The sequence below is a fragment of the Pseudomonas sp. dw_612 genome, assembly GCF_018449725.1.
Classification (GTDB): Bacteria; Pseudomonadota; Gammaproteobacteria; order Pseudomonadales; family Pseudomonadaceae; genus Aquipseudomonas.
The window spans coordinates 98,226-121,923 of record NZ_JAAVVC010000011.1; the positions used below are offsets into that span (position 1 = coordinate 98,226).

Below are 23,698 nucleotides of genomic sequence, written 5' to 3' on the forward strand. Positions count from 1 at the left end.
CTCACCACTCCGCAAAACTGCCATCGGCGTGACGCCAGATCGGGTTGCGCCAGCGATGACCCACCGCCGCGCGCTCGATCACGTATTCCTCGTTGATTTCGATCCCCAGGCCCGGGCCGTTCGGGATCTTCACGAAGCCTTTGTCGTAATCGAACACCCGCGGATCTTTCACATAGTCGAGCAGGTCGTTGCTCTCGTTGTAATGGATGCCCAGGCTCTGTTCCTGGATGAACGCGTTGTAGCAAACCGCATCCAGTTGCAGGCAAGCGGCCAATGCAATCGGGCCCAGCGGGCAATGCAAGGCCAGCGCCACGTCGTAGGCTTCGGCCATGTTGGCGATCTTGCGGGTTTCGGTGATGCCGCCAGCGTGGGACGCATCGGGCTGGATGATGTCGACGTAACCTTCACTGAGCACGCGCTTGAAATCCCAGCGCGAGAACAACCGCTCGCCCAAGGCAATCGGGGTGCTGGTCAGCGGCGCCAGTTCCTTCAGCGCTTCGTAGTTTTCACTGAGCACCGGTTCTTCGATGAACATCAACTTGTACGGGTCGAGTTCCTTCATCAGCACCTTGGCCATGGGCTTGTGCACCCGGCCATGGAAGTCGACGCCAATGCCGACATTCGGGCCGACCGCGTCACGCACGGCGGCAACGTTGGCCAGGGCCAGGTCGACTTTTTCGAAGGAATCGAGGAATTGCAGTTCTTCGGTGCCGTTCATTTTCACCGCAGTGAAACCACGCTCCACCGCCTCTTTCGCCGCACGGGCGGTATCAGCCGGGCGGTCGCCACCGATCCACGAATACACGCGAATCTTGTCCCGCACCTGACCACCGAGCAAATCGCTGACCGAAACACCCAAGGCCTTGCCCTTGATGTCCCACAACGCCTGGTCGATACCGGCCAGTGCGCTCATGTGGATCGCGCCGCCGCGATAGAAACCGCCGCGATAGAGCACGGTCCAGATGTCTTCGATGTTGCGTGGGTCTTTGCCGATCAGGTAGTCGGACAATTCTTCGACGGCTGCGGCCACGGTGTGGGCGCGGCCTTCGACCACAGGTTCACCCCAACCGGTCACGCCCTCATCGGTTTCGATCTTGAGGAAGCACCAGCGCGGCGGGACGATGAAGGTGGTGAGTTTGGTGATTTTCATCTGTTCGTCTCTCTTGTTAGAGGTAGCGCGCTCGGCGCCAAAAAAGTCTTATTGCAGAGCGTTCCATGCAGCCACGTAGGCCTTGGCATTGGCGGCCACTTGCTCAGGCGTCATGCCCGGTTTGAACAACCCGGAACCCAGGCCAAAACCCTTGACGCCCGCGTCGATAAACACCTGCATGTTGTCCGGCGTGATCCCGCCCACCGGTGCCAGAATCGTTCCGGCCGGCAACACCGCGAGCCAGGCTTTCACCACGGCAGGCCCCATCTGTTCGGCGGGGAACATCTTCAGCACGTCCGCGCCTTCGGCCAACGCGGCAAAGGCTTCGGTCGGCGTCGCCACACCCGGCGACAGAAACAACCCCGCCGCTTTCGCCGCACGCAAGACCTTGGGATCGCTATGCGGCATGACGATCACCTGACCGCCCGCCGCTTTCACCTGCTCGACCTGTTCCGGCGTCAACACCGTGCCCGCGCCGATCAGGCAATCGGCCGGCAAGGTACTGCGCAGGATGCGGATACTTTCGTACGGCTCCGGGGAATTAAGCGGCACTTCAATGACGCGAAATCCGGCGGAATACAGGACTTCGCCGATGGCAGCCGCCTCTGTAGGACGCAGGCCGCGCAGGATCGCGATCAGGCCATTTTGCGCCAGGGCTTGCTTGAGCATGTCAGACCTCCAGTCAGGTTTAACGGGATGGATTGGGTTTGATCAGTCCGGCGGCGACCGCCAGTTGCCACAACCCGCGCTCGGTGGCCTGTTCGGCCAGGGTCACCCGGGCAAAGCCGCAGGCATCGAGGGCCCGGCAGTAGCGCGCGCAGAGTTGGGCGTTTCCGATGAGGATGATCGAGGGCAGGTGCACGCTATTGCGTCGATGCCGCTGAACGCTGGCCAGGGCCGACAGTTCATGGCCGATCAACAACCCGGACAGATAGTCCGGTTGGGCGGTGGCGTTGAGTTCGCCGGTCAAGCCGAGACTACGCGCGCTGAACAGTGTCGATAACGGCCCGATCTCGCCATCCGCCGACAAGGCCACTTGCACGCCCCGATCAAACGCCTGGCCATCGAACGACGCACCCTGCTGCTGGGTGCGCCCGAGAATGCTGTGTTCACTGAGCACGGCGAAGATTTCGCCGGTCATGAAGGTATCGAAATGCACGATGCAGCCGTCCGCGACTTCCACCCATTTCGAGTGGCTGCCCGGCAGGCCGATCAACAGATCGCCGACCGCCCCGCCCGGCAGACTCTGCAACACGCCAAGGACCTGGGTTTCTTCGCCGCGCATCACATTCGGCAGGTGCGAACGCTGAATCACGCCCGGCACGATGTGCACATCGACACCGCGAAGACTGCGAACGGTTTGTAGGGAAGTTCCGAGATTGGCGACGTTTGCCGGCGTATCCCGGTAGGCCGCTTCGCGCCAGCCCTGAGCGCTGCCGACCATGCCGCAAGCGATCACCGGCAAATCGGGTTGGGCGTCGAGCCAGTCACCGCAGGCCTCATCAAAGGCCAGTTCAAAGCCGTTGGTGCATGCCTGGCCGTTGATGATTCTGGGCGTGCGGGGCAGCTGCATGATCCCGGACGACAGCGAACGCTGTTCCAGCACCTGGCCACCCGCGGCGAGTTTGTAAGCACGTAATGAGGTTGTCCCCCAATCGAGCGCGATCAATTGCGCCAGCATCGCTTCACCTGTTTTGTTTTATTGGCAGTGAGTGAGCTGGACTATAGACCTCCTAGAGGCTAAATCTCAATATGTAATTAATCCTCCCACATATTGGGACTCGTCGATTTGCGGTGTCCATATCTCTCTGGCCCCAATATCCGCCCCGACTTCAGCCTTCAGCGTCTCCTGCGTCATCGAACCCACCAGATGCGTATCGCCGTTCTCAGCCGAGATGCCGGGTTCGCGCCGACCATCGCCTCGAATCAGGGTGTAAGCCGTCAGAGGCTTGGGGGTTTGGTCCGACCAGGTCACAAGCCTCAGTTTCTTGTTGCTGGGTGCGAATGAAGCCAACAGACCGGCGTAAGGCACATCGCGGCATAAACCGACGTCGTCGATCTGGTCGTAAGCCGGTGACAATTCTTCGCGCCAACGAACGATGCAAACCGGCTCGAATTGCAGCCAGGTCAAAGGGCGATCTGCGGGTTTGAGTGAAACGCGTCGAGGCGCAATTCGAGGATTTTTCACCTCGGCAATAATCCGCGACGTCGGGACGTACATCACTTTCGAATAGTAAGCCTTGAACGGAAACGCGGTGATGACGACTTTGCAGGGCATGTAATCCTGAGGTTCCAGGAGCCGGACCAGCTCTGCTGGAGCGATGTAACTCAAACCAGAGCGGTCCTCATTGTTCTCAAATCGCACACTGGCCAGGATTTCATAACGCCGATCGCCCTCGATCAGGCGCATACCTTCTATGCGGCCATAACCCTCCAGCGCAATCTTGTGTTCGACGGAAAAGTCGAGATCGCCATTGAGCGAACAATGAAGGCTGGTGCCTATCTGTCCGCTCCGACCATGGGCCTCATACAAATGAATCAGATCCCTGTCCGAGGTGAACCGCACGTCATAGAGCGAATATCTATCGTGATTAATCGATACGAACTCTATGCGTGCCGGCGGCACATCGAGATGCAGGCACCCCGAACAGAGTGCACAGAACAGCATCAAGGTAAAAAAACGCAGGAAAATGCAGAAGCCAAGTTGCATTGCAGATGTCGTCCGTGAGCGCGCAAAGGGCGCACAGAGTGCCGGACTAGGGCAGTACCGACAACAGATTCATAGGCGGATCCCCCTCACACATCAGCGCCCCTCGGCAAACTCCCGTAACACCGCCCCATCCATCCGATACCGCACCCACTCTTCCTGCGGCTGCGCGCCGAGGGATTTGTAGAACTCGATGGCTGGTTTGTTCCAGTCGAGCACGCTCCATTCAAAACGTCCGCAATCATTGGCGCAGGCGATTTTTGCCAGGTGGCGCAGCAAGGTTTTGCCGGCGCCGCCGCCGCGTTGTTCGGGGGTGATGTAGAGGTCTTCCAAGTACAGGCAATTGCTGCCCAGCCAAGTGGAATAGCTGAAGAAGAACACCGCGAAACCGATCGGCACACCGTCCCGCAGGCAGATCAGGCCGTGGGCGGTGGCGCCTTCGCTGAACAGGCTGCGCTCGATGTCCGCGACGCTGGCGATGACTTCGTGACGGGCACGTTCGTAGTCGGCCAGTTCGGTGATGAACCCGAGGATTTGCGGTGCATCGCTGGGGGTCGCCGGGCGGATCTCGATCGTCATGGACGTGCCTTGTCGGAAGTTGAAAACGCCATACTAAGGCGGTACCTGGCGCTCGTCACATGGGAAAGCAAAAAGTACCCTGTAACCCACCGCTCACCTGTAGCAGCTGGCGAAGCTTGCGTTCGGCTGCGCAGCAGACGCCAAACCTGCGCACGCGGTCCATCGGATACACCGAGTCGCCTGGATTCACGACTGCTGCGCAGCCGAACGCAGGCTTCGCCAGCTGCTACAGGTGCGCGTTGCCACAAGAGCTCTGGACAAAAAGGATGTTTATGACCACCACCGCTTTCGCCCCTCTGCAAACTCTCGCCGAAACCCTGCTGCCCCATGCACTGGAGCCCTCGGAGGATGGCGCCCACGATCTGTCGCACTTGCAGCGGGTGTGGCACAACGTGCGCACGCTTCAGGCACAAGAAGGTGGCGACATGGAGGTGCTGCTGGCAGCGGTGCTGTTGCATGACTGTGTGGCAGTAGAAAAGTACTCGCCGCTGCGCTCCCAAGCCTCAAGGCTGGCGGCGGAGAAAGCGGCGACGTTGCTCACGACACTGAATTGGCCAGCCACAAAAATCGCCGTCGTCGTGCACGCCATCGAGGCTCACAGTTTTTCCGCCAATATCACCCCGACCAACCTCGAAGCGAAAATCATGCAGGACGCTGACCGCCTCGACTCCCTCGGCATGCTTGGCGTGGCGCGCACCTTCTACATCGCCGGACGCATGGGCAGTGCGCTGTACGATCCGCAAGACCCGGAAGCCAAGGCCCGGGATTACGACGACAAACGCTTTTGCCTCGATCATTTCCAAACCAAGCTGCTGCACCTGGCGGACGGTTTCCAGACCACCACGGGCCAGCATCTGGCGCAGATTCGTCACCAGCGACTTAAGGGATTCATGGAGTTGTTCAAGGAAGAAATCGGCGTCTGCTGAACCCCTTACTCCGGCCGGCACTAACCCTGAAATCGACAACCCCGGACCTAACCGCGGTGTCTTGCATGGTAGATAGGTATCACGCACGTCTATCGGGTCAAGGAACCGCCTAATGTCTACCGCACCAGCCCAGGTCCCGAGCAAGTTGTTCGGCCTGTTTTGCCTCGCCAGTTATCTCCTGTCGCTGTCCTACGGCTCGACGTTCCTGCTCTCGCTGCTGATCGGCTCCCGGGGCGGTAATGAGCATGACGCCGGCAGCGTGATTTCGGCGGCGATGCTCAGCACCTTTGCGGCGGTGATTGTTTCCGGGCACCTGTCTGATTGGCTTGGCGCGGCGCGGTCGATCGCGCTGTTCGGCCTCCTGTTGGTGGCCGCGAGTTTGGGCTTCGCGCTGACGCCGGGATTCGGCAACCTGCTGCTGTTTTTCGGTTTGCTGCTGGGCCTCGGTTGGGGCGTTTTTTACACCTTGGGCCCGATCATCGTTGCGAGCCTGGTGACGCCGGCGCAGCGGGCGAAATACTTCGCGCTGCTGTCGGGCAGCATGATGACGGGCATTGGCAGTGGTCCATTACTGGGCCGCGCTGCCAGCGCTTTGGGGTATCCGGTGACCGCTGCGTTTTACCTGGCGGCACTGGCGAGTCTGATCGGCGTCGTGCTGTTCTGGCGCCTGGATTCGCAGCTGAAAAAAGCCCACACCAACCCGGCAGCGGTCTCGCGCATTTCCTGGCGCGCCACCCGACAAGTGCTGTCATCCAAAGCGCTGTTCCCGATCCTCATGGTCGGCCTCGGCGGCTGCGTGTTCGGCGGGCTGTCGAGTTTCCAGACCAGCTACGCAGCGTCTCGCTCGCTGGATTACTCGCTGTTCTTTTTCGGCTTCATGGGCGCGGCGATCAGCAGCCGGATGCTGATCGCCAGTTTCGTGGTCAGACGCGATCCGTTCCGCACATCGTGCCTGTTATCGGGACTGATGATGGCGGCGATCGGGATGTTCGGCTTCGTGGTCGACAGCAGCTTCACTTACCTGCTGGCGGCGGTAATACTCGGCGTCGGCTACGGCCTGACGTACTCGGTGATCAACGGCCTGGCGGCGAACGAAGCGCCGAATGGCACCACTCCGCAAGCGTTGCTGCTGTTCAGCCTGTCCTACTTTATCGGCGTATTCGGCTTTCCGTTGCTGGCCGGGAAGCTCATCGTCGAGCAGGGCATGGCGACATTATTGTTTACAGTTTTGCTGATCGCCGCGTTGAACTGGCTGATCACCGTGGGCCGGCTGATCTGGCGCAAAACCCTCGGCAAAAACCTGCAACAGGCCTGAACCGTTCGTCGTTCATCAGGCACCAATCCAAATCGAGGGCGGACCAACATCAGGTAAGGACTCTAATAATCTGGAGACGACACCATGATCATGTCCCGGCTGACCGCTCTCGCTCTTGCTGCCCTGCTGTCCTCTACGGCATTCGCCGCCACTTCGACGGCCGATACCGGCCCCACCGACCCGGTCGAAAAACCCAAGGCCCCCGCTATCCAGAGTGCGCCCGGCATGAACACCGACGGCTCGGGCATCGACAGCAGTCTGCCACCGTCCACGGGCACTGATCCGCGCCTCAAGGGCAACGACACCGGCCGTCAGGGCGGAATGGGCACGCCGGACAGCCAGACACCCGATAACGCCGGCAGCGGCACGGGCTCGAAAACCACCACCGGTGGTTCGGGCTCTGAAGGTGCCGGCCAATAGTTCGCCCACGCGAGCGACGCAACACCCTATCCACATCCATGAAAGAGGTAACCATGAACGTCGATAAAAACCTGGAAAAAGAAGTCCTGACCCGCCTGCTGCACGCCCATCCGGGTGGTTTGGGCAAGGAGGTCCTGGACAATTACCGGGGGGAGAAAGTCGTGGCCAGTACCCTCGCCACTTTGCAGGATCGCGGATTGATCCAGCATGGTCATGTCAGTTGCAACGAGGCCGGCGAGCATTCGCTGAGCTTGCCGATCAAACTCAGCGCGGCGGGGGTTGAGGCGGCGCGCAAGTTAGAACTCCAGTAAGCCGAAACAGGTCGCAGTCGTACGCGATTGCGGCCGTCAGACAGACTCTACAAGCAGCAGGAGAAATCCCATGCCTCGTGGAAGCAAAGACCAATACACCGCCGAGCAAAAGCGCAAGGCCGAGCACATTGAAGAAAGCTACGAACATAAAGGTGTTTCGAAAGACGAAGCCGAAGCCCGGGCCTGGGCGACGGTGAACAAACAGTCGGGTGGCGGCGAACGCGCCGGTGGCTCCGGGCGCAAGAAACCGGCGAGCGCCAAGTCTGAAGATCGCCAGGAATCATCGCGCCGGGCGGCGGCCAGCCGTGAAGGTCACCCGCGTAACAGCAAGGCTTCGCGCGATACCCAAACCGTGGACAGTTTGATGAAAGAAGCCCGGGCGAAGAAGATTCCGGGGCGGTCGGGGATGCGCAAGCAGGAGCTGATTGAGGCGTTGCGCAAGGCGGGTTAGCGATCTGGATGTGTACTGATTTGAGGGCCCCTTCGCGAGCAAGCCCGCTCCCACAGGGGATTTGTGGCGGTCACAAAACCAATGTGGGAGCGGGCTTGCTCGCGAAGGCGGCCGATCAGGCACCCAATGTCAAAAGCACTAACACTCAGCACATCGGGTGATTGAACCGGTTAATCACATTCGAGTATTTGCTGGTGTAGCGGTTAGCCGCGTTAACAATGTTCGAACTGCTCATACGCGCCATGGCGCCGGTTTCTTCACGCTTGAAAACGCCATCCTTGATGTCTTTGACCATCGAGCGGGACTGGCCCAGAAAATCGTTGATCTCCAACATGCCGCCACTGCAGCTCTTGCCGGACTTGGCAGACTGTTCGGTGACTTTCTTGTCCCAGCCTGCCGCGGCGTCCGCTACTTGGGCCAGGGACTTTTCAAAAGCCTCCAGCGCCGCCGGATTATTGGGTGCGGCAAACAATACGCTGGCATCGGCATTGTTCAGCTTGCCGTAGTAAATCAGCCCCGCGCGATAGTAGGCGGCCGTGTCCTTCGGCGCCTTGTCGAACGCTTCTTTGGTCAGCGCCTGATCACGATCACTCAGCCCTTTGTAGAACGCCGCTTCTTTTTGCGCCACCAGCGTCAGAGCCGCCAGGTAATCCTTGCTCAACTGACGCGCCTTCTCGCCATTGTCGGCCAGGTAACCTTTGGAGTCGGCGTAGTTGTTCAGCTCGTGGCTCAACGGTGACAACACCTTGAGCGCAGCGGAAAAGTCCTTGGCGGCGGGATCGATTTCGACGATCGGGGCGTCGATGGCCGCGGCGGTGTCCAGTTTCGTGGCCGAGCGATCGACCAGAATGTCATTCTCGATGCGCATCGAAGTGGGCGCTGCTTTGCCCTTCAACAGGGGCATCTGCTGAGTCTCGTAGTTTTCCCGGGCTTCCTGGAACGACGTCGTCAGGCTGTTGGCCACATCGACATACTGGTTGTACTTCTCGATTTGCTGCTGTTCAGCGGCGCTTTGCGTTGGCTGCGCAGCGGCTGTCGCGTCAGGCTTGTCACCACAACCGGCCAACAGTGCAGAGGTCGCGACCAATGTCGCGGCAATCATCATCCGGAATTTCATTCTTTCTCATCCATAAAAAAACGCGGCGGGCCATGCATGGCTTGCCGGGGGGATTCGGTGGGAGGTTTTGCAACGAGGGACTCTCTCCTTGAGCGTACGAAACTGGCCTGACAAGGTGTCAGACGCTTCCCCCCTTCCTGGGGGGCGCGCATTGTGCGAATTTTCAGACGGGATAGCAAATAAGCCGCCGCGCCCCACACCGATCAGCATGTACCACCGATCAAATGTGGGAGCGAGCCTGCTCGCGAAGAGGGTCTGTCAGTCGCCGAAGGTCTTATGGATCAACGCATCCACCTCAGCAGACCCCGGCGAAGTCGCCGGCCCCCACCGCGTCACGGCCAAAGCCGCCGCCGCATTCGCCCGCCGCGCCGCCTCAACCGCCGACAACCCTCGCGCCAATCCAGCCACAAACACCCCGGCATGCGCATCCCCGGCGCCGTTGCTGTCCACCGCTTCAACCTCGAAACCTGGCACGTGCTGACATTCACCACGCTGGCGAATCCAGCAACCCTGTGGCCCATCGCGAACCACCATCAAGACCTCGGCGGGCAGATGATCAACCAACCGATCCAGCGCCTGGGCAATGTCCGAAGCCCCGGTAAACCGCAGCGCCTCGACGCCGTTGCTGGTCCACACATCGATGCGCGGCAGCAATGCGTTCATCAGCGGTTCGTCCGGCGAATCCACCAGCGGCCCCGGATCGAAAATCACGTTGATCCCTTTCGGCAACTTCAGCAGCCAATCCACCAGCGCCTGCGCCTTGCCAGCGTGCAGCAGGCTGTAGCCGCTGACATAGACATAGTCGCCCGCCTCCGCCGGAACGCTCGCCAAGTCTTCGGTGGACACCTCACCCTCAGCGCCGATGTAGGAAATGAAACTGCGTTCGGCCGAGGCGTCGGTCACCGCGACGCACAACCCGGTGTCGCGTTCGGCTTTGTGGGCGATGCCGATCTGAATGCCTTCAGCCTTCATCGCCTCCCGGGCCAGATCGCCGAAACGGCCGGTGCCATGGCGACCGAGGTAAACCACCGACAAGCCATTACGCTGGGCGGCGGCCATCACGTTGAAGCCGCCGCCGGCCTCGAAACTGGCGGATTGCGCCAGTACGTCGCCGCCAGCCTGGGGCAGTTTATCTACGGCCATGACCAGGTCGATGATGACCTGGCCGGTATGCAACAGCTTAGGCATGAGCATTCTCGATCAACGCAGCACGACGATCCTTGGCCCCGCCGAGTACAAAGTAAATCCCGCCGGCCACCAGGAAGGTCACGATCCAGCCGAGGCCGTTATGCCCCAGATACGAATCGGAGAGGAAACCGCGGAACCAGATGTTTTCGGCCGTGGTGCCGATGGTGGTGAAACTGAAGCCCAGCACAATCGCCAGCGCCCAGGCACCGAAGGCACGCCACTCGACGCCGCCGCGATACCAATAGGCGCTGCTCGGGCTGACGTCCAGCAGGTCTTTCGGGCTGTAGTAATGACGGTGAATCAGATCAACGACGAAGATCCCGACCCACGCCGTGATCGGCACCGCCAGCAGGGAAATGAAGGTGATGAACGGGCCGTAGAAGCTGTCTGCAATCAGCATGAAGTAGATCGAACCGGCGAAGATCGCGACGATATCCACGACCACTGCGTAGACGCGAGGAACCTTCAAACCGAGGGTCAGTGTGGTCAAACCGGCGGAGTATACCGAGAGGTTATTCGACAGCAGCAGCCCGCCGAACGCGGTGATCAGGTACGGCACGGCCATCCAGGTCGGCAACATGTCGCGGATCGCAATGATCGGGTCCGTGGCTTGCGCCAGGTCGTTGTTGCCCACCGACAGCAAGCCGCCGAGGGTGATCAGCAGCACCAGCGGAATCCCCGCACCAAATGCGGCCGAGGCCACCAGACGCACGGCTTTGACGCTTTTGTGCTGGTAGCGCGACATGTCGGCACCGGCGTTGGCCCAACCGATCCCGGTGCCCGCAGCCATGGTGCCGACGCCGATGATCATCGCGCTCAGCGGTGCCGGGGTGGCGTTGAACACCGCGCTCCAGTCGATCGTGGCGCAAAGGAAACCGCCGACCAGAATGTTCAGCGCGCCGAACACGTAGGTCGCCCACTTCTGGATCACCAGCAACGTGGCGTGACCGAGGCCGGACACCGACAGGGTCAGCAGGACAAAAATCGCAATGAAGAGCAGGGTCAGAACCGGCGCGCTTTTGGCTTCCACCGGCGAGCCGAACAGGATCGAGCACAACGACAGCAACACGAATGCCGCCGTGGTGGTGTTGACGGTTTCCCAACCCAGGCGCGACATCAGCGAAACCACGGTCGGGCCGATGTTGCCGCGAACGCCGAAGATCGCTCGGGACAAGGTCAGGCTCGGCGCACGACCGCGACGGCCGGCGATGGAGATGATCCCGACCACCGCGAACGAACCGGCCGCGCCGAGGATCGCGACGATGATGGCCTGCCAGATAGCGAGCCCACGAAACGCAACCAGCGTGGCGCCCAGCGGCAAGCCGAGGATGGAGATGTTGGCGGCGAACCAGACCCAGAACAGTTGCAGCGGATGACCGTTGCACTCGCTTTCCGGGACCGGTTCGATGCCACGGGTTTCCAGTTGCCCGGCGCTTGGCCCGGCGTTCGATGAACTCATGATGGATGCTCCTGTTGCCATTGTTTTGGTTGTGGGCAGACGGATTTCTAAGTGTCCTGCGCAACTCCGCGTAGGAGCTGCCGAAGGCTGCGATCTTTTGATCTTGATTTACAGTCGCCTCAAGGCTGCCAAGATCAAAAGATCGCAGCCTTCGGCAGCTCCTACAGGGGTTTCGATCCTCAGCGAAGAGTGAGGAGTCCTTTCACAAGGGGTTCCAACTCCAGCCCATTCACGGCTTTGATCTTATCGATCATCCCCGCCGGCCAACTCTCCAGCCCCAGGCAAGCCCCGAGCATCGCGCCGAGAATCGCCGCGATGGTGTCGGTGTCGCCACCCAGGCTTGCGGCCATGCACACGGCTTCAAAAGCGTTCATCTCGCCAATGGCCACTTGCTGGGCCAGGGCAAACGACACCACCACCGATTCCTGCGAAGCCACGGAAGTGCCGATCACGTCGTAGAGCAAGTCGGCCAGTAAGGCTTTGTCGCTATCGATACTGATGGTCCGCGCCCAACTGATGCGCGAGGCGATGCGTCCGCCCGCGACCCAGTGGCCATGGCCTTCAGCTTGCTGGGCGATTTGCATGCCCAGGTTCAACGCCTCGCCGAGGTCCATGCCGTTGATGCCGGCCGAGACCACTGCCGCCACCGCCGCCGCGCTGGAAATTCCCAGCGTGGTGTTGTGGGTGACCTGGCAGGCTTGCACCACCGCGTTAATAAAGCGCTGCGGATCGGCGACATCCGCCGCGATCCCGACCGGCGTAATGCGCATCGCCGCGCCGTTGGTGGTGCCGTAGCGCCCCGCTTCTTCCGGCGAATGGCCCGCGAGGATCATTTCGATCGCGCGTTTGGTCGAAGGGCCGAGCAAATCCTGCGAGCCCTTGGCCTGCATCTCGGCTTCCCATTCGATCAGCCGTTGAGCCAGCACCGAAGGCTCGATTCGGCCTTCACCCTCAATCAACAATTGACCGACCAGGATCGCCTGCTCGGTGTCGTCGGTGATCGAGCCTTTGGGCATGTTGGCGGCGATCGGTTGATCGGGGCCGGCGTCTTCCAGGTCGGTAATTTCGCCGAAGCGCGCCTTGATCTCGGCGCGGCTCAGGGATTGGGTCGGCATGCCCAGGGCGTCGCCCAAGGCCAAACCATAGAACGCGCCCAAGGCACGATTGAGCGCGGTCACTTTGACTCTCCAAACTGCAGGTGCAAACGAAAATGTACGGGGTCGAGCAAACTTTCGACCTGCTCCATGAACCGGCCCTGGCGGTCATACGTGGTGCGCAGGGCCTTGAGGAATACCGTGCCGAGCGGACGACCGAGCAACTCGGCATCTTCGGCGTTCAGCGGCTCGGCACCGATCCACTGATCACCGCGTTCGCCGATGTAACCGTAGGCGGCCAGGGTAATGGTCAACGAGTTATCGATCAGCCCCACTCGCGGCAAGCTTTCCAGGCCTCCGGTGGCGGGCATCAATGATCGTTCAAGGGACACCAGCGTGCCGTCATTGGCCCGGCGGCGACGGTCGAGGGTGATGAATTTGTCGGTGCCGAAACGCGACAGCAGGTCTGGCCGGCTGATCGCCTCCAGCCGCAGCACTTCGGTGTTGACCAGCGCCCCGCTGTCCGCAAGAGCCTGGGCCCAGCCGCTGCGCTGATCGAGCACCACACCGTCGAAGGTGACGATAGAGCCGACTCCGCTTTGCGTGGCGATGTAGTTGCGCCTCTTCAGTTCGGCCAGGGCTTCACGCAGCGTGCCGCGGCTGACCTTGAATTCTTGAGCCAACTGATGCTCGCCCGGCAACAGAAAGCCGTCCTCCATGAGGCCGCTTTCGATGCGCCGAATGAGCTCGTCGACCACCCGTTGTTTCTTGTCAAATCGAACCTGTCTAATCATGTACAAAGTGATAACCGAAACAGGGCCGGGCGGGCAAGGGATATTTTTCGGGAGGTGACGGGAGGTGGGCTTTTGATCAGTGGGGTGTCAGATAAATCCACCCCTCACCCCAACCCTCTCCCCAAGGGGTAGAGGGGGCTGACCGGGGTGTTTGATGGATTTACTGGGACCTGAAAGTCCGAATCGAACTCCAGACTTGAAAGGCGAAAGTCCGAATCGAACTCCAGACTTGAAAGGCGAAAGTCCGAGTCGAACTCCAGACTTGAAAGGCGAAAGCCTGAGTCGGGCTCAGGCTTGAAAGGCTTGAAGATCTGCTCCCTTTCCCCCTCTCCCCTCTGGGGAGAGGGTTGGGGTGAGGGGTGGTTCTTGATCTCAGCGCTGCTTCAGACGGTCAATCACAACGGCCAACAGCAGAATCGAACCGCGAATCACATACTGATAAAACGTATCGATGTTCTTCAGGTTCATCGCATTCTCGATGATCGCCAGAATCAACACCCCGGCAATCACATGCCGGATCATGCCGATCCCGCCGCTCAGCGACACCCCGCCCAACACACACGCCGAGATCACGGTCAGCTCAAAACCCTGGCCGATCATCGGTTGGCCCGAGGTCATGCGCGACGCGAGGATCACCCCGGCCAACGCGCCGATCAAACCGTGCACGGCGAAGATGATGATCTTGGTCCGATCAACGTTAACCCCGGCCAGCAGCGCCGCTTCCTGGTTGCCACCGATGGCCATGGTGTTGCGCCCGTAGGTGGTGTAGTTCAGCAACCAGCCGAAAAACAGGAAGCACACGATGGTGATCAGGATCGGCACCGGCACGCCGAACAACTGGCCGTTGCCGAACACGAAGAACTGTTCCTGGGACACGCCCACCGCTTTGCCGTTGGCAAAAATGTACGCCAGGCCCCGCACGATCTGCATGGTCGCCAGCGTGGTGATCAACGCATTGACCCGCAACTTGGCGATCACAATCCCGTTGATCAACCCGACAATCAGCCCCATGAACAGCGCCGCCGCGACGCCGAGGAACACGCTGTCGGTGTCGCGCATCACCACCGCCGCGACCACGCCGGCACAGGCAATCACCGAGCCCACCGACAAGTCGAAATGCCCGGACGCCAGGCAATACAACATGGTGCACGCCGCAATCCCGGTGGTGGAAATCGCCAGGCCCAGGCCGCGCATGTTCAACGGCGACAGGAAGTTGTCGATCAGCAAGGTGCAGGCCAGGAAGATGCCGATGGCCGCTGCCAACATCACCCAGTCATCGAGAAAACGCCGCAGGTCCAGGGGTTTGCGCGGGGTGGGCAAAGCATTGTTTTGAATCGTCATCATCGTTACCTCTCAGTTCGCCACGCCGTCAGCGCGTTGGCGCGGCAAAGCCAGTTGCAGCAGGTTGGATTCATTGGCCTCGTCGCGGGACAGCTCGCCGCGCATCGCGCCTTCACACAGCACCAGGATGCGGTCGGAAATACCCATGACCTCCATCAAGTCGCTGGACACCACGATCACCGCAATGCCACTGGCCGCGAGGTTATGGATGATCTGGTAGATCTCGGCCTTGGCGCCGATATCGATGCCACGAGTCGGCTCGTCGAGCAGCAGGACTTTCATCGGCATCGACAACCAGCGACCGAGAATGGCCTTCTGCTGATTGCCGCCGGACAGGTACATGATTTTCTGCGAAGCGCTGGGTGTCTTCACTTTCAGCGCCGCGATCTGCTTGTCGGCGTTGCCCTTTTCCCAGAGGCCGCGCAGCAGGCAGCCGAAAGTCGAATTGGCGCCGCGCGCACTGATGTTGATGTTCTCGGCGACGCTGGAGAGCGGCATGATGCCCTCCTTCTTGCGGTCCTCGGGGCACAGCAGAATCCCGGCGGCAATCGCATCGCGCGGTGAACGCAGTTTCAGTTCATGGCCACGCAATTCAAGACGTCCGGCGGTGTTGCGGGTCAGGCCGCTGAGCATGCGGAACAGCTCGGTGCGCCCTGCCCCGACCAATCCGAACAGCCCGAGAATCTCGCCTTTGTGCACCTCGAAACTCACCGGCTCGCGCAGGCCCGGCCCAAGCAGACCGTTGACCTTCAGCGCCACCGCGCCACGTTGACGCGGGCGGTAATCGTAGATGTCCTGGATATCGCGACCGACCATGCAAGTCACCAACTGGTCGTGGGTCAGTTCGCTCATGTTCTCGAACGTGCGCACAAAGCGGCCGTCCTTGAACACCGTCACCGCGTTGCAGATGCGGAACACTTCTTCCATGCGATGGGACACGTAGAGCACCACTTTGCCTTCGTCCCGCAGGCGACCGATGATCGCCATCAAACGATCGATCTCCCGCGCCGAGAGGCTGCTGGTGGGTTCGTCGAACGCAATCACATGCGCGCCACGGGACAAGGCCTTAGCGATTTCCACCAATTGCCGTTGGCCGAGGGACAGGCGCCCGACTTTCTCTTGCGGATCGATTTCATCCGCCAGGCCCTTGAGGCAGGCCAACGCTTGCTGGCGCAAGGTACTGCGATTGATCAAGCCGAAACTGGCCGGCAGATGCCCGAGGAACAGGTTTTCCGCCACGGTCATTTCCGGGACCAGGTGCAGTTCCTGGTGAATCACCGCCACGCGGCTGGCGATGCTGTCAGCGGTGGATTTGAACGCCATCGTCTGTTCGCCGATCTGCAGATCGCCGCTGCTCGGGATGTACGCGCCGCCGAGGATTTTCAGCAACGTCGATTTGCCGGCGCCGTTCTCGCCCATCAAGGCATGCACCTGCCCCGGGTGCGCGACGAAGCTGATGCCGTCCAGCGCCTTCACGCCGGGAAAGGTCTTGCCGATCCCGTTGAAGCGCAAGCTGCCGCCGCGGTGTTCTTGTGTTTGTGTTTGCGCTTGCATAACCACCTCATCACACAGATCAGGCAGCCCCGTCGCCAGGGCCGCCGATGAAATCAACCGGCCTTAGTTCCACAGGCCGATCTTAGTCAGCTCCTCCTGGAAGTTTTTCCGGGTGATGAGGGTCACTTCGTCCATGGCAGTGTATTTCGGCGGTTCTTTGCCGGTGGTGACCCACTCGTACATCATCGCGGCGGTGTTGTAGCCCTCGATGTGCGGGCTCGGCAGCATAGAGCCGAAGAAGCCGCTGTTGGGCTTTTTCAGTTCGCCGATGGCGTCAGTGCCGTTAATGCCGATGCCGATCACATTGGTGGCGGTAAACCCGGCGCTTTCGGTGGCGCGCACGCCGCCCAGCACGGTGTTGTCGTTCATGCCGCCGATGATCAGGTTTTTCGCGCCGCCAGGCAGTTTCACCAGCGCGGAGTTGGTGGCGTCCATGCTGCCGGGAACGTCGAGGGTTTTCTGCGCGGTATAGAGGATGTGCTCTTTTGGCAGGCCCGCCGCTTCCAAGGCCTTGGCCGAACCGTCAGTGCGTTTCTTGCCGGTGTCGAGTTCGTTGAAGGTGTTAATCACGGCGTAGGTTTCTTTCCAGTCCCAGCCGCGATTTTTTGCCTCGGTGGCCATGGCGGCCCCCTGTTTCTCGCCGACTTCGAAAGCCGCCATGCCGAGATAAGGCACGTCTTCCATGAACTTACCGTTGGCATCGACGAAACGGTCATCGACCGTCATCACTTTCAAACCGTTGGCTTTGGCCTTGGCGACGATGGCCGGGCCGAGGCCGACGTCCGGCGGGCAGATCACGAAGCCTTTAGCGCCGTTGGCCGCCAGGCTGTCGATAGCGGAAAGGGTTTTCTCACCGTCAGGCACGGCAATCTTGATCACGGTGAAGCCTTTGTCCTTGCCGGCCTTTTCAGCGAAGGCCCATTCGGTCTGGAACCAGGGCTCTTCCGCCTGCTTGACCAGAAAACCGATTTTCACCGGTTCGGCCGCCAGCAGCGAACTGCTCAGGCTGACCGCCGTGACCGCCAGGGCGGCACAGCACAGAGAATGTATTGCACGACGACGATTCATAAGCTGACTCCTTGTTATTTTTTTTGAGCGTTATTTTGAAAGCCGGTACAGCGGTCAAACCTGTAGTCAAAAGTCATATCGTATGATGATTGGATTTCGCACGGAGTTCCGCGTTGAAACCCGATGTGCTCAGTCGTGGTACATGACCGAGCGCCCACCATCGATGGTGATGCACGACGCATTGATGAACGGCGCTTCATCACTGGCCAGGAAAACAGCCGTCATCGCCACTTCCATCGGCTGGCCGATACGTCGCGGCGGATGCAGATCAAAGGCCCGCTGACGTTCGGCCTGGGGGTCGGCAAAACCGTTCCAGTAATCGACGTTCAGTTGGGTTTCGATGTAGCCCGGCGCGATGGCATTCACGCGAATGCCCTTGGGCGCGTACTCGATGCCAAGGGCGCGGGTCAGGCCGAGCAAACCGTGCTTGGCCACCGGGTACGGGAAGCAGCCCGGAATAATGTGGGAAGAATGGGTCGAGGCAATGTTGATGATGCTGCCGATGCCCTGCTCAATCATTTGCGGCAGCACGGCTTTGCAGCCGAACCAGGCACCGTCGAGGTCAATAGCGAAGCAGCGGCGCCAGTCTTCCTCGGTCATTTCCAGCGGATCGCGGAACACGTTGACCCCGGCGCAGTTGACCAGCACATCGATGCGACCGTGGCGTTCGACGGCCAGTCGGGCCATAGCGTGCAGGTCTTGCTGGTTCGACACATCAGCCTTTAGCGCTTGCACGTCAAAACCCTTGTCCCGCCAGTGGGCCGCGACTTCTTCGACTTTCTCGCCCTGGATGTCGCTGATGATCAGCCTGGCTTGCTGGGAGGCGAAGGTCGCGACAATCGCCTCGCCGATGCCTTGGGCCGCGCCGGTCAGCAGCACGACTTTGTCTTTCAGTCGTTCGCCCTTCGGCGGCTCGGGCACGGGCGGCAGGGAGAGAGGCTCAGCCACGAATCCCGGCTCCCTTTTTCAGGCACGGCAAAAACCGGGCATCTGTCGATGTCCGGCCAAAAAACTGTGTGGAAAATCCCTGCATCACTTCACCTGTTTTGTTTTTTTAAGTGTGAGTGCGTGTAACTGATGGAGTCGACTATAAACCCGACCGCCAAATAATCTCAATATATAATTTCACATCCCATATTTTGGGATTTAACCAGCGAATCGCGTACAGGTTTTCCCGGGCACATCGACCCGAATCGAGAGCACCGCGCCATCCAGTGGATGGCTGAGCGGACTGGCGGCGCTGGTGATGTACAGGGTTTGCAGGTCTTCGCCGCCGAATACGCAACTGGTGGGGCGGCTGACGGGCAATTCGATTACCCGATCGACCTGACCTTCGGGGCTGAGCCTGAGCAAGCAACTGCCGTCCCAACGCGCGTTCCACAGATACCCTTGGGCATCCATCGCCGAACCATCGGGGCCGCCGCGCTCATGAGGGCCGAACCAGACCTGGGCCGGGTCGAGGTTGCCGTCGGTGCGGATGAAATGCTGATAAAGCGTGCGGTCGAGGCTGTCGGCGAAGTACAGCCGGGTGGCGTCATCGCTCCACAACAGGGTGTTGGGAATGCCCAATCCTCGGAGCAACGGCGTGACCCGGGCATCGCGGTCGATGCGGAACAGGCCACCGGAGCGGCGCAGGATGGGCAAGTCTTCGCCCTGCTCACCGATGTTGTTCTGCATGGTGCCAAGCCAGAGCCGGCCCTGTGCGTCGCAACGGGCTTCATTGGGGCGATTGCCGGGCTGCGGATCGGCGACGCAGAGTAATGTGAGCCGCGGTTCCAGACCGGGGGAATCCAGATCCAGCCGGTACACGCCGCTGCTCATGGCCACCAATGCATCTCCGCTTTCGCAGGGGATGAACGCGGACACGTGCTCGGGCATCTGCCAGATCTGCACGTTGGCGCCGATCAGCCGCAGCGCTTGCTTGCCGGCGATGTCGACCCAGTAGAGCGCTTGGGTGGGCGCATCCCAGAACGGGCCTTCACCGAGCTGGGCGCGGTGTTCGGTAACGGCAGTCCACGACATGAAACCTCCTGCATTGTTCTTGTTTTAAATGTGGGAGCGGGCTTGCTCGCGAAAGCGGTGTATCTGTGACATCTATGTTGAATGTGTCGACGCTTTCGCGAGCATGCCCGCTCCCAAAGGGTGCTTTAGTGTCAGCTGGCTTTTTTGTCGGCCATGACTTGTGGGTAGAAGCGTTTGATCGCCAGGTCGGCGTTGTCGATCAGGGTCATGCAGGCCCACACACCCCGCGCGGCATCCCGCGCGGCGATGGCGTCGGCCATGTCTTTGTGGATCGGTAGCGTGCGACGGAGTTCATCCGGGTCGGCGGCGGAGACTTCGAACGACACCGCCAATAGCGCGCCAAGAGCCGGCACCATTTGTTCGATGAATTGATTGTGGCTGGCGGCGAGGATGCACTCGTGGAAAAACTGGTCGGCGCGGTTGTAATCGATGCCGCTGTCCACGGCGCGTTCCAGTGCGTTGTAGGCCTGGAGAATCGCCTGGACCTGTTCGACAGTGGCGCGCTCACAGGCCCAGCGCACGGCCATGGGTTCGATGGTGCGGCGCAGGTCGAGCAGGTCGTCGACGAAGTTTTCCGGCAGGCCACTGCGGGACAACCAGCCAACGACTTGTGGATCGAACAGGTTCCAGCGCTTTATCGGCAGCACCCGCGTCCCGACCTTCGGCCCGACTTCGAGCATGCCCTTGGCGACCAGGGTCTTGATGGCTTCGCGAATCACCGTGCGACTGACCCCGAGCTGCTCGCCCAGGTCGGCTTCAACCTTGATGGTTTCGCCGGGCTTCACCTGGCCGGCGGCAATCCAGCCACCGAGCCAATCGACCGTCGACGCATGAAAACTGCTGGACATGAAAACCTCGAAGCAAGGACGGCAAAAAGCCGTTCGCGATGGAGGACCACGCTAATCATCATATGATTGGGTGTCAATTTGAATTTTGCGCGAAACACACAAAACAACTGTGGGAGCGGGCTTGCTCGCGAAAGCGGTGTGTCAGTTTATTTATATGCTGACTGACACGACGCCTTCGCGAGCAAGCCCGCTCCCACATTTGGATTTGCTTAGGGTTCGAGGCCGATCTGGAAAAACACCCCGCCACTCCACACACCCAACCAACGCTGCCCGTCAATCTCACGGCTCACCGCCAATTCCACCAATTGGTAGAACACATTGCGATGGATCAGCGCTTCAAGGTTGGTCCGCACGTGTACGTACGGCGCAGGTTCCTGGGTCACGGGATCGATTACCACGCGAATCGGATGTTCGGCACCCGCCTCGGCTGTCTCATCGACGTTGGTGGTAAAGCGCAGGAGCTGCGCTTCGCCCTCGCCTTCGACGTCCACGGCAATCGCCACGAACGGCGCGTCATCGACCTTGATCCCGACTTTCTCGACCGGGGTGATCAGAAAGTAATCATCGCCGTCGCGGCGGATGATGGTGGAGAACAACTTGACCATCGGCTTGCGCCCGATTGGCGTACCCAGGTAGTACCAGGTGCCGTCCCGGGCGATGCGCATGTCAATGTCGCCGCAGAAGTCGGGGTTCCACAAGTGGACCGGTGGCAAGCCTTTGGTCTTGGGGATTTGCCCCAGCAGGTCGTTGGCTTTTTGCGGGCCACTCATGGCGATCTCCTTGGAATTACTGGTCGCTGAGCCCCAACAGGCTACGAGCGTATTGCTCCAGCGGCGGGCCCAGCAGGTCTTCTGGCTTGGTGTCGTGGAACGTCAGTAAACCGCCACGACTCTTGATCCGTGCAGTATCGATCAAATACTGGGTGCTGGTCTCGATCAACATGATCTGAATCACGCCGCTGTCGATACCGAGGCGATCCACGGCTTCCTGGTCGAGCCATTCGTCCGAGTTGCCGATGCGGTCGTCAGCCTTGGCAAACCGCGTGTAGAGCAGGTAATGCGCACCGGCGGCGCGGGCTTCGCCCATGGCGGCATCGAGGCCTTCCGGCGCGCGGGCGCGGCGGACCATCGGGAAATATTCGATAAAGCCGTCGAACGCCTCTTCAGCCACCACGTTCGGTCGCGGATAAGCACTGCCCGGCGGGGCGAATGCGCCTTGGGCGATGTAGATAAAGGAGTCCGGCTGAATGCGGAAGTTATTCACGCGCTGACTGTTGCTGTGATCCAGCAACCCCGCGTCGCTCATGTGGTAGCGAACACCTTCGCCCATGTCGCTGACATTCATGCAGCCACCAAGCGCCAAAACGGCCAGCAGCAAAACCAGGCTACGCATCCTACCCTCCAGAAGCCGGTGACGGAAAACCGGCGAATGGGCGTTGAATGCAGCTTCCGCGCCAGCTCATGTATATCGGCGCCTGATAAAGAGCATTCGCGAGCAAGCCCGCTCCCACAAGGGAATGCATTTCACCTGTGGGAGCGGGCTTGCTCGCGAATACGGTTTTTCAGCCGCCGATAATTTTCATGATGGTCGCCCCACCGGAGAACGCCACTTCCTGCTTGTCTCCCAGGGCTTTCACCAGCAATCGCTGCAACGCCGGAAGCGCCTGATGACGCGGTTTGTCCAGCAGGTCGCCGACATAGTGGCGATTGCTCGACGACAGGCAGCCATGCAGCCAACCCGTGGACGACAACCGCAGCCGCGAACACGTCCGGCAGAACGGCACGCTTTCGTTGGCGATCACGCCGAAGTAGCCCTGCCCCGGAATCTCGTAGCGCACCGCCGTGGCATCCACTGGCGCGTTGGCTTGGAGGTATTCGTAACGGTCGCCGATCAGGCTCAGCAATTGCTGGAGGCTGACGAACTGTTGCAGGAAGGCGTTGTTGTCGCTGGCCAGGTGGCCCATGCGCATCAGCTCGATAAAACGCAGCTCGTAGCCACGCTCCAGGCAGTAATCGAGCAGCGGCATCACCTGATCCAGGTTCTGCCCACGCAACGGCACCATATTGACCTTGATCTTGATCCCGGCCGCCGAAGCCTGGTCCATGCCGTCGAGCACGGTGGCCAGATCGCCACCACGGGCAATGCTGCGGAACGCGCTGGCGTCCAGGGTATCGAGGGAAACGTTGATGCGCCGGATACCGGCATCCACCAGCAGCGGCAGTTTTTTCGCCAGCAACTGGCCATTGGTGGTCAGGCTGATGTCTTCCAGGCCCATCTGGCCGACGGCAGTCATGAACGCTTCGAGCTTGGGGCTGACCAGCGGCTCGCCGCCGGTGATGCGCAACCGTTCGATGCCGGCGGCTTCGATCAGATACGCCACGCCTCGCGCCATGGCCTCGGCCGACAGTTCATCCTGCGCAGCGACCAGCCGCTTACCGTTCGGCACGCAATAGGTACACGCGTAATTGCAGGCTGAGGTCAGGCTGATCCGCAAATTGCGAAAACGCCTGCCTTGACGGTCAACGATCATGAAGCACTCCGGCAGAAGAAGTTTCGGGACCGCTAAAACTTGACTCACAAATCAAGTTTTAGCAATACCTAAGCCTGAGTATATTCCTGCGGTACTGCGCCATGTAGCAAAATAATGGCGCAATCAGGCAGCTGAATGATTCAGCTGCTCGGCGTGTCGGTGTCGCGCTTGCGCTTGTTGCCCATGCGTACGCCGATGTCCATCAGGAACTGGAAGAAACCTTCCTGATCTTCCAGCACATTGCTCCAGAACGGCGAGTGATACAGCGCCACGGCGCCATGCACCAGCGCCCAGGACGCGCAGTAATGGAAGTACGGCGGCACGTCTTCGAGCTTGCCTTCGCTGATCCGGCCCTTGATCAGCAGGGTCAAGCGTTCGAAGTTCGAGGCACGGATCTTGTGCAGCTCCTCGACCATCTCCGGCACCTGATTGCCCTTGACCACCTTTTCTTCCAGACGATCGAACAAGCGATAGCGTTGCGGATCGCGCATGCGGAATTCGAAGTAGGCCCGGGACAGGGCTTCCTTGTCCTTGTCGACATCGGCGGAATGCAACAGCTCGTTCAAATCGCGCTCGTAATCGAGCATCAGGCGCAGATAGATCTCGGCCTTGGATTTGAAGTGCTTGTAGATCGTGCCTTTGCCGATACCGACGGCATCAGCAATCATCTCGACGGTGACACTGTCTTCACCTTGGTCGAGGAACAGCTTGAGCGCGGTATCGAGAATTTCTTGCTCGCGGCGACGAAACTCACGGACCTTACGAGGTTCTTTATGCATAAGAAAAGGTCTGTTGGGGTCAAAATTCGAAGCCGCGTATTATGC

25 protein-coding genes are annotated in these 23,698 nt (G+C 60.3%); 5 read left to right on the forward strand and 20 right to left on the reverse strand.

Translation table 11 applies throughout. The features are described 5' to 3' along the window. Position 1: 1 nt before the first annotated feature. The 5 genes from dgoD to HB680_RS18065 all read right to left on the reverse strand — a co-directional run bounded on the left by dgoD (position 2) and on the right by HB680_RS18065 (position 4,436). Positions 2-1,150 (reverse strand): galactonate dehydratase, encoded by a 1,149-nt coding sequence (dgoD, locus tag HB680_RS18045; protein WP_090186690.1) that lies wholly within the window; start codon positions 1,148-1,150, stop codon positions 2-4. Positions 1,151-1,198: 48 nt separating this feature from the next. Further along, positions 1,199-1,819, reverse strand: a complete 621-nt coding sequence (locus HB680_RS18050; protein ID WP_213939938.1) for a 2-dehydro-3-deoxy-6-phosphogalactonate aldolase — start codon at positions 1,817-1,819, stop codon at positions 1,199-1,201. A gap of 19 nt (positions 1,820-1,838) precedes the next feature. After that, on the reverse strand, positions 1,839-2,831 hold the full coding sequence (locus HB680_RS18055) for a 2-dehydro-3-deoxygalactonokinase (protein ID WP_213939939.1): 993 nt from the start codon (positions 2,829-2,831) through the stop codon (positions 1,839-1,841). A 66-nt stretch (positions 2,832-2,897) separates the two neighbouring features. Next, on the reverse strand, positions 2,898-3,860 hold the full coding sequence (locus HB680_RS18060) for a hypothetical protein (protein WP_213939940.1): 963 nt from the start codon (positions 3,858-3,860) through the stop codon (positions 2,898-2,900). Positions 3,861-3,953: 93 nt separating this feature from the next. Continuing rightward, on the reverse strand, positions 3,954-4,436 hold the full coding sequence (locus HB680_RS18065; RefSeq protein WP_213939941.1) for a GNAT family N-acetyltransferase: 483 nt from the start codon (positions 4,434-4,436) through the stop codon (positions 3,954-3,956). Between the two features lie 272 nt (positions 4,437-4,708). On the opposite strand from HB680_RS18065, the gene HB680_RS18070 reads away from it, so the two are divergent. The 5 genes from HB680_RS18070 (at position 4,709) to HB680_RS18090 (ending at position 7,859) form a co-directional block, all read left to right on the forward strand. After that, positions 4,709-5,362 (forward strand): HD domain-containing protein, encoded by a 654-nt coding sequence (locus HB680_RS18070; protein ID WP_213939942.1) that lies wholly within the window; start codon positions 4,709-4,711, stop codon positions 5,360-5,362. Between the two features lie 112 nt (positions 5,363-5,474). Next, positions 5,475-6,677: an MFS transporter gene (locus HB680_RS18075; protein ID WP_213939943.1), complete on the forward strand. Its 1,203-nt coding sequence runs from the start codon at positions 5,475-5,477 to the stop codon at positions 6,675-6,677. Between the two features lie 84 nt (positions 6,678-6,761). Continuing rightward, the gene (locus HB680_RS18080) at positions 6,762-7,097 is read left to right on the forward strand and encodes a hypothetical protein (RefSeq protein WP_213939944.1); all 336 of its coding nucleotides are present in this window, start codon (positions 6,762-6,764) and stop codon (positions 7,095-7,097) included. A gap of 53 nt (positions 7,098-7,150) precedes the next feature. Continuing rightward, complete coding sequence (locus HB680_RS18085; protein ID WP_213939945.1) at positions 7,151-7,408, forward strand: hypothetical protein; 258 nt, start codon at positions 7,151-7,153, stop codon at positions 7,406-7,408. Between the two features lie 70 nt (positions 7,409-7,478). Then, positions 7,479-7,859, forward strand: coding sequence for a Rho termination factor N-terminal domain-containing protein (locus HB680_RS18090; protein WP_213939946.1), 381 nt, complete (start codon positions 7,479-7,481; stop codon positions 7,857-7,859). 145 nt (positions 7,860-8,004) lie between these two features. Here HB680_RS18090 and HB680_RS18095 read toward each other — a convergent pair whose 3' ends face one another. The 15 genes from HB680_RS18095 to HB680_RS18165 form a co-directional block, all read right to left on the reverse strand. Next, positions 8,005-8,976, reverse strand: a complete 972-nt coding sequence (locus HB680_RS18095; protein ID WP_213939947.1) for a DUF3829 domain-containing protein — start codon at positions 8,974-8,976, stop codon at positions 8,005-8,007. Between the two features lie 258 nt (positions 8,977-9,234). Then, the gene (locus HB680_RS18100; protein WP_213939948.1) at positions 9,235-10,164 is read right to left on the reverse strand and encodes a PfkB family carbohydrate kinase; all 930 of its coding nucleotides are present in this window, start codon (positions 10,162-10,164) and stop codon (positions 9,235-9,237) included. After that, a complete protein-coding gene (locus tag HB680_RS18105) occupies positions 10,157-11,623 on the reverse strand; it encodes a cytosine permease (RefSeq protein ID WP_213939949.1) in 1,467 nt (488 codons plus the stop codon). Before HB680_RS18105 ends, HB680_RS18100 begins: the two co-directional genes overlap by 8 nt. Positions 11,624-11,802: 179 nt before the next feature. After that, on the reverse strand, positions 11,803-12,801 hold the full coding sequence (locus HB680_RS18110) for an ADP-ribosylglycohydrolase family protein (protein ID WP_213939950.1): 999 nt from the start codon (positions 12,799-12,801) through the stop codon (positions 11,803-11,805). Then, positions 12,798-13,511: a GntR family transcriptional regulator gene (locus HB680_RS18115; RefSeq protein ID WP_213939951.1), complete on the reverse strand. Its 714-nt coding sequence runs from the start codon at positions 13,509-13,511 to the stop codon at positions 12,798-12,800. Before HB680_RS18115 ends, HB680_RS18110 begins: the two co-directional genes overlap by 4 nt. 372 nt (positions 13,512-13,883) lie before the next feature. Then, complete coding sequence (araH, locus tag HB680_RS18120; RefSeq protein WP_213940035.1) at positions 13,884-14,852, reverse strand: L-arabinose ABC transporter permease AraH; 969 nt, start codon at positions 14,850-14,852, stop codon at positions 13,884-13,886. A gap of 12 nt (positions 14,853-14,864) precedes the next feature. After that, positions 14,865-16,406: an L-arabinose ABC transporter ATP-binding protein AraG gene (gene araG / locus HB680_RS18125; protein WP_213939952.1), complete on the reverse strand. Its 1,542-nt coding sequence runs from the start codon at positions 16,404-16,406 to the stop codon at positions 14,865-14,867. Positions 16,407-16,469: 63 nt separating this feature from the next. Continuing rightward, the gene (locus tag HB680_RS18130) at positions 16,470-17,474 is read right to left on the reverse strand and encodes a substrate-binding domain-containing protein (RefSeq protein ID WP_213939953.1); all 1,005 of its coding nucleotides are present in this window, start codon (positions 17,472-17,474) and stop codon (positions 16,470-16,472) included. A 129-nt stretch (positions 17,475-17,603) separates the two neighbouring features. After that, on the reverse strand, positions 17,604-18,422 hold the full coding sequence (locus HB680_RS18135; RefSeq protein WP_213939954.1) for an SDR family oxidoreductase: 819 nt from the start codon (positions 18,420-18,422) through the stop codon (positions 17,604-17,606). Positions 18,423-18,620: 198 nt separating this feature from the next. Beyond that, entirely contained in the window at positions 18,621-19,496 is an 876-nt protein-coding gene (locus HB680_RS18140) for an SMP-30/gluconolactonase/LRE family protein (RefSeq protein ID WP_213939955.1), read from the reverse strand. Between the two features lie 131 nt (positions 19,497-19,627). Beyond that, complete coding sequence (locus HB680_RS18145) at positions 19,628-20,344, reverse strand: FadR/GntR family transcriptional regulator (RefSeq protein ID WP_123598508.1); 717 nt, start codon at positions 20,342-20,344, stop codon at positions 19,628-19,630. Positions 20,345-20,553: 209 nt separating this feature from the next. Beyond that, positions 20,554-21,114, reverse strand: a complete 561-nt coding sequence (locus tag HB680_RS18150) for a DUF1285 domain-containing protein (RefSeq protein WP_213939956.1) — start codon at positions 21,112-21,114, stop codon at positions 20,554-20,556. A gap of 16 nt (positions 21,115-21,130) precedes the next feature. Beyond that, the gene (locus HB680_RS18155) at positions 21,131-21,736 is read right to left on the reverse strand and encodes a DUF4823 domain-containing protein (protein ID WP_054613866.1); all 606 of its coding nucleotides are present in this window, start codon (positions 21,734-21,736) and stop codon (positions 21,131-21,133) included. A 169-nt stretch (positions 21,737-21,905) separates the two neighbouring features. Next, positions 21,906-22,874 (reverse strand): radical SAM protein, encoded by a 969-nt coding sequence (locus HB680_RS18160; protein ID WP_213939957.1) that lies wholly within the window; start codon positions 22,872-22,874, stop codon positions 21,906-21,908. 140 nt (positions 22,875-23,014) lie between these two features. After that, positions 23,015-23,653 carry a TetR/AcrR family transcriptional regulator gene (locus HB680_RS18165; RefSeq protein WP_008152317.1) on the reverse strand — a complete coding sequence of 213 codons (639 nt, stop codon included), beginning with the start codon at positions 23,651-23,653 and terminating at the stop codon, positions 23,015-23,017. Positions 23,654-23,698: the final 45 nt, after the last annotated feature.

Bases quoted from the DNA above. Each gene is read 5' to 3' on its own strand.
- dgoD (WP_090186690.1), bottom strand. From the start codon at position 1,150: ATGAAAATCACCAAACTCACCACCTTCATCGTCCCGCCGCGCTGGTGC.
- HB680_RS18050 (WP_213939938.1), bottom strand. From the start codon at position 1,819: ATGCTCAAGCAAGCCCTGGCGCAAAATGGCCTGATCGCGATCCTGCGC.
- HB680_RS18055 (WP_213939939.1), bottom strand. From the start codon at position 2,831: ATGCTGGCGCAATTGATCGCGCTCGATTGGGGGACAACCTCATTACGT.
- HB680_RS18060 (WP_213939940.1), bottom strand. From the start codon at position 3,860: ATGCAACTTGGCTTCTGCATTTTCCTGCGTTTTTTTACCTTGATGCTG.
- HB680_RS18065 (WP_213939941.1), bottom strand. From the start codon at position 4,436: ATGACGATCGAGATCCGCCCGGCGACCCCCAGCGATGCACCGCAAATC.
- HB680_RS18070 (WP_213939942.1), top strand. From the start codon at position 4,709: ATGACCACCACCGCTTTCGCCCCTCTGCAAACTCTCGCCGAAACCCTG.
- HB680_RS18075 (WP_213939943.1), top strand. From the start codon at position 5,475: ATGTCTACCGCACCAGCCCAGGTCCCGAGCAAGTTGTTCGGCCTGTTT.
- HB680_RS18080 (WP_213939944.1), top strand. From the start codon at position 6,762: ATGATCATGTCCCGGCTGACCGCTCTCGCTCTTGCTGCCCTGCTGTCC.
- HB680_RS18085 (WP_213939945.1), top strand. From the start codon at position 7,151: ATGAACGTCGATAAAAACCTGGAAAAAGAAGTCCTGACCCGCCTGCTG.
- HB680_RS18090 (WP_213939946.1), top strand. From the start codon at position 7,479: ATGCCTCGTGGAAGCAAAGACCAATACACCGCCGAGCAAAAGCGCAAG.
- HB680_RS18095 (WP_213939947.1), bottom strand. From the start codon at position 8,976: ATGAAATTCCGGATGATGATTGCCGCGACATTGGTCGCGACCTCTGCA.
- HB680_RS18100 (WP_213939948.1), bottom strand. From the start codon at position 10,164: ATGCCTAAGCTGTTGCATACCGGCCAGGTCATCATCGACCTGGTCATG.
- HB680_RS18105 (WP_213939949.1), bottom strand. From the start codon at position 11,623: ATGAGTTCATCGAACGCCGGGCCAAGCGCCGGGCAACTGGAAACCCGT.
- HB680_RS18115 (WP_213939951.1), bottom strand. From the start codon at position 13,511: ATGATTAGACAGGTTCGATTTGACAAGAAACAACGGGTGGTCGACGAG.
- araH (WP_213940035.1), bottom strand. From the start codon at position 14,852: ATGACGATTCAAAACAATGCTTTGCCCACCCCGCGCAAACCCCTGGAC.
- araG (WP_213939952.1), bottom strand. From the start codon at position 16,406: ATGCAAGCGCAAACACAAACACAAGAACACCGCGGCGGCAGCTTGCGC.
- HB680_RS18130 (WP_213939953.1), bottom strand. From the start codon at position 17,474: ATGAATCGTCGTCGTGCAATACATTCTCTGTGCTGTGCCGCCCTGGCG.
- HB680_RS18140 (WP_213939955.1), bottom strand. From the start codon at position 19,496: ATGTCGTGGACTGCCGTTACCGAACACCGCGCCCAGCTCGGTGAAGGC.
- HB680_RS18145 (WP_123598508.1), bottom strand. From the start codon at position 20,344: ATGTCCAGCAGTTTTCATGCGTCGACGGTCGATTGGCTCGGTGGCTGG.
- HB680_RS18150 (WP_213939956.1), bottom strand. From the start codon at position 21,114: ATGAGTGGCCCGCAAAAAGCCAACGACCTGCTGGGGCAAATCCCCAAG.
- HB680_RS18155 (WP_054613866.1), bottom strand. From the start codon at position 21,736: ATGCGTAGCCTGGTTTTGCTGCTGGCCGTTTTGGCGCTTGGTGGCTGC.
- HB680_RS18160 (WP_213939957.1), bottom strand. From the start codon at position 22,874: ATGATCGTTGACCGTCAAGGCAGGCGTTTTCGCAATTTGCGGATCAGC.
- HB680_RS18165 (WP_008152317.1), bottom strand. From the start codon at position 23,653: ATGCATAAAGAACCTCGTAAGGTCCGTGAGTTTCGTCGCCGCGAGCAA.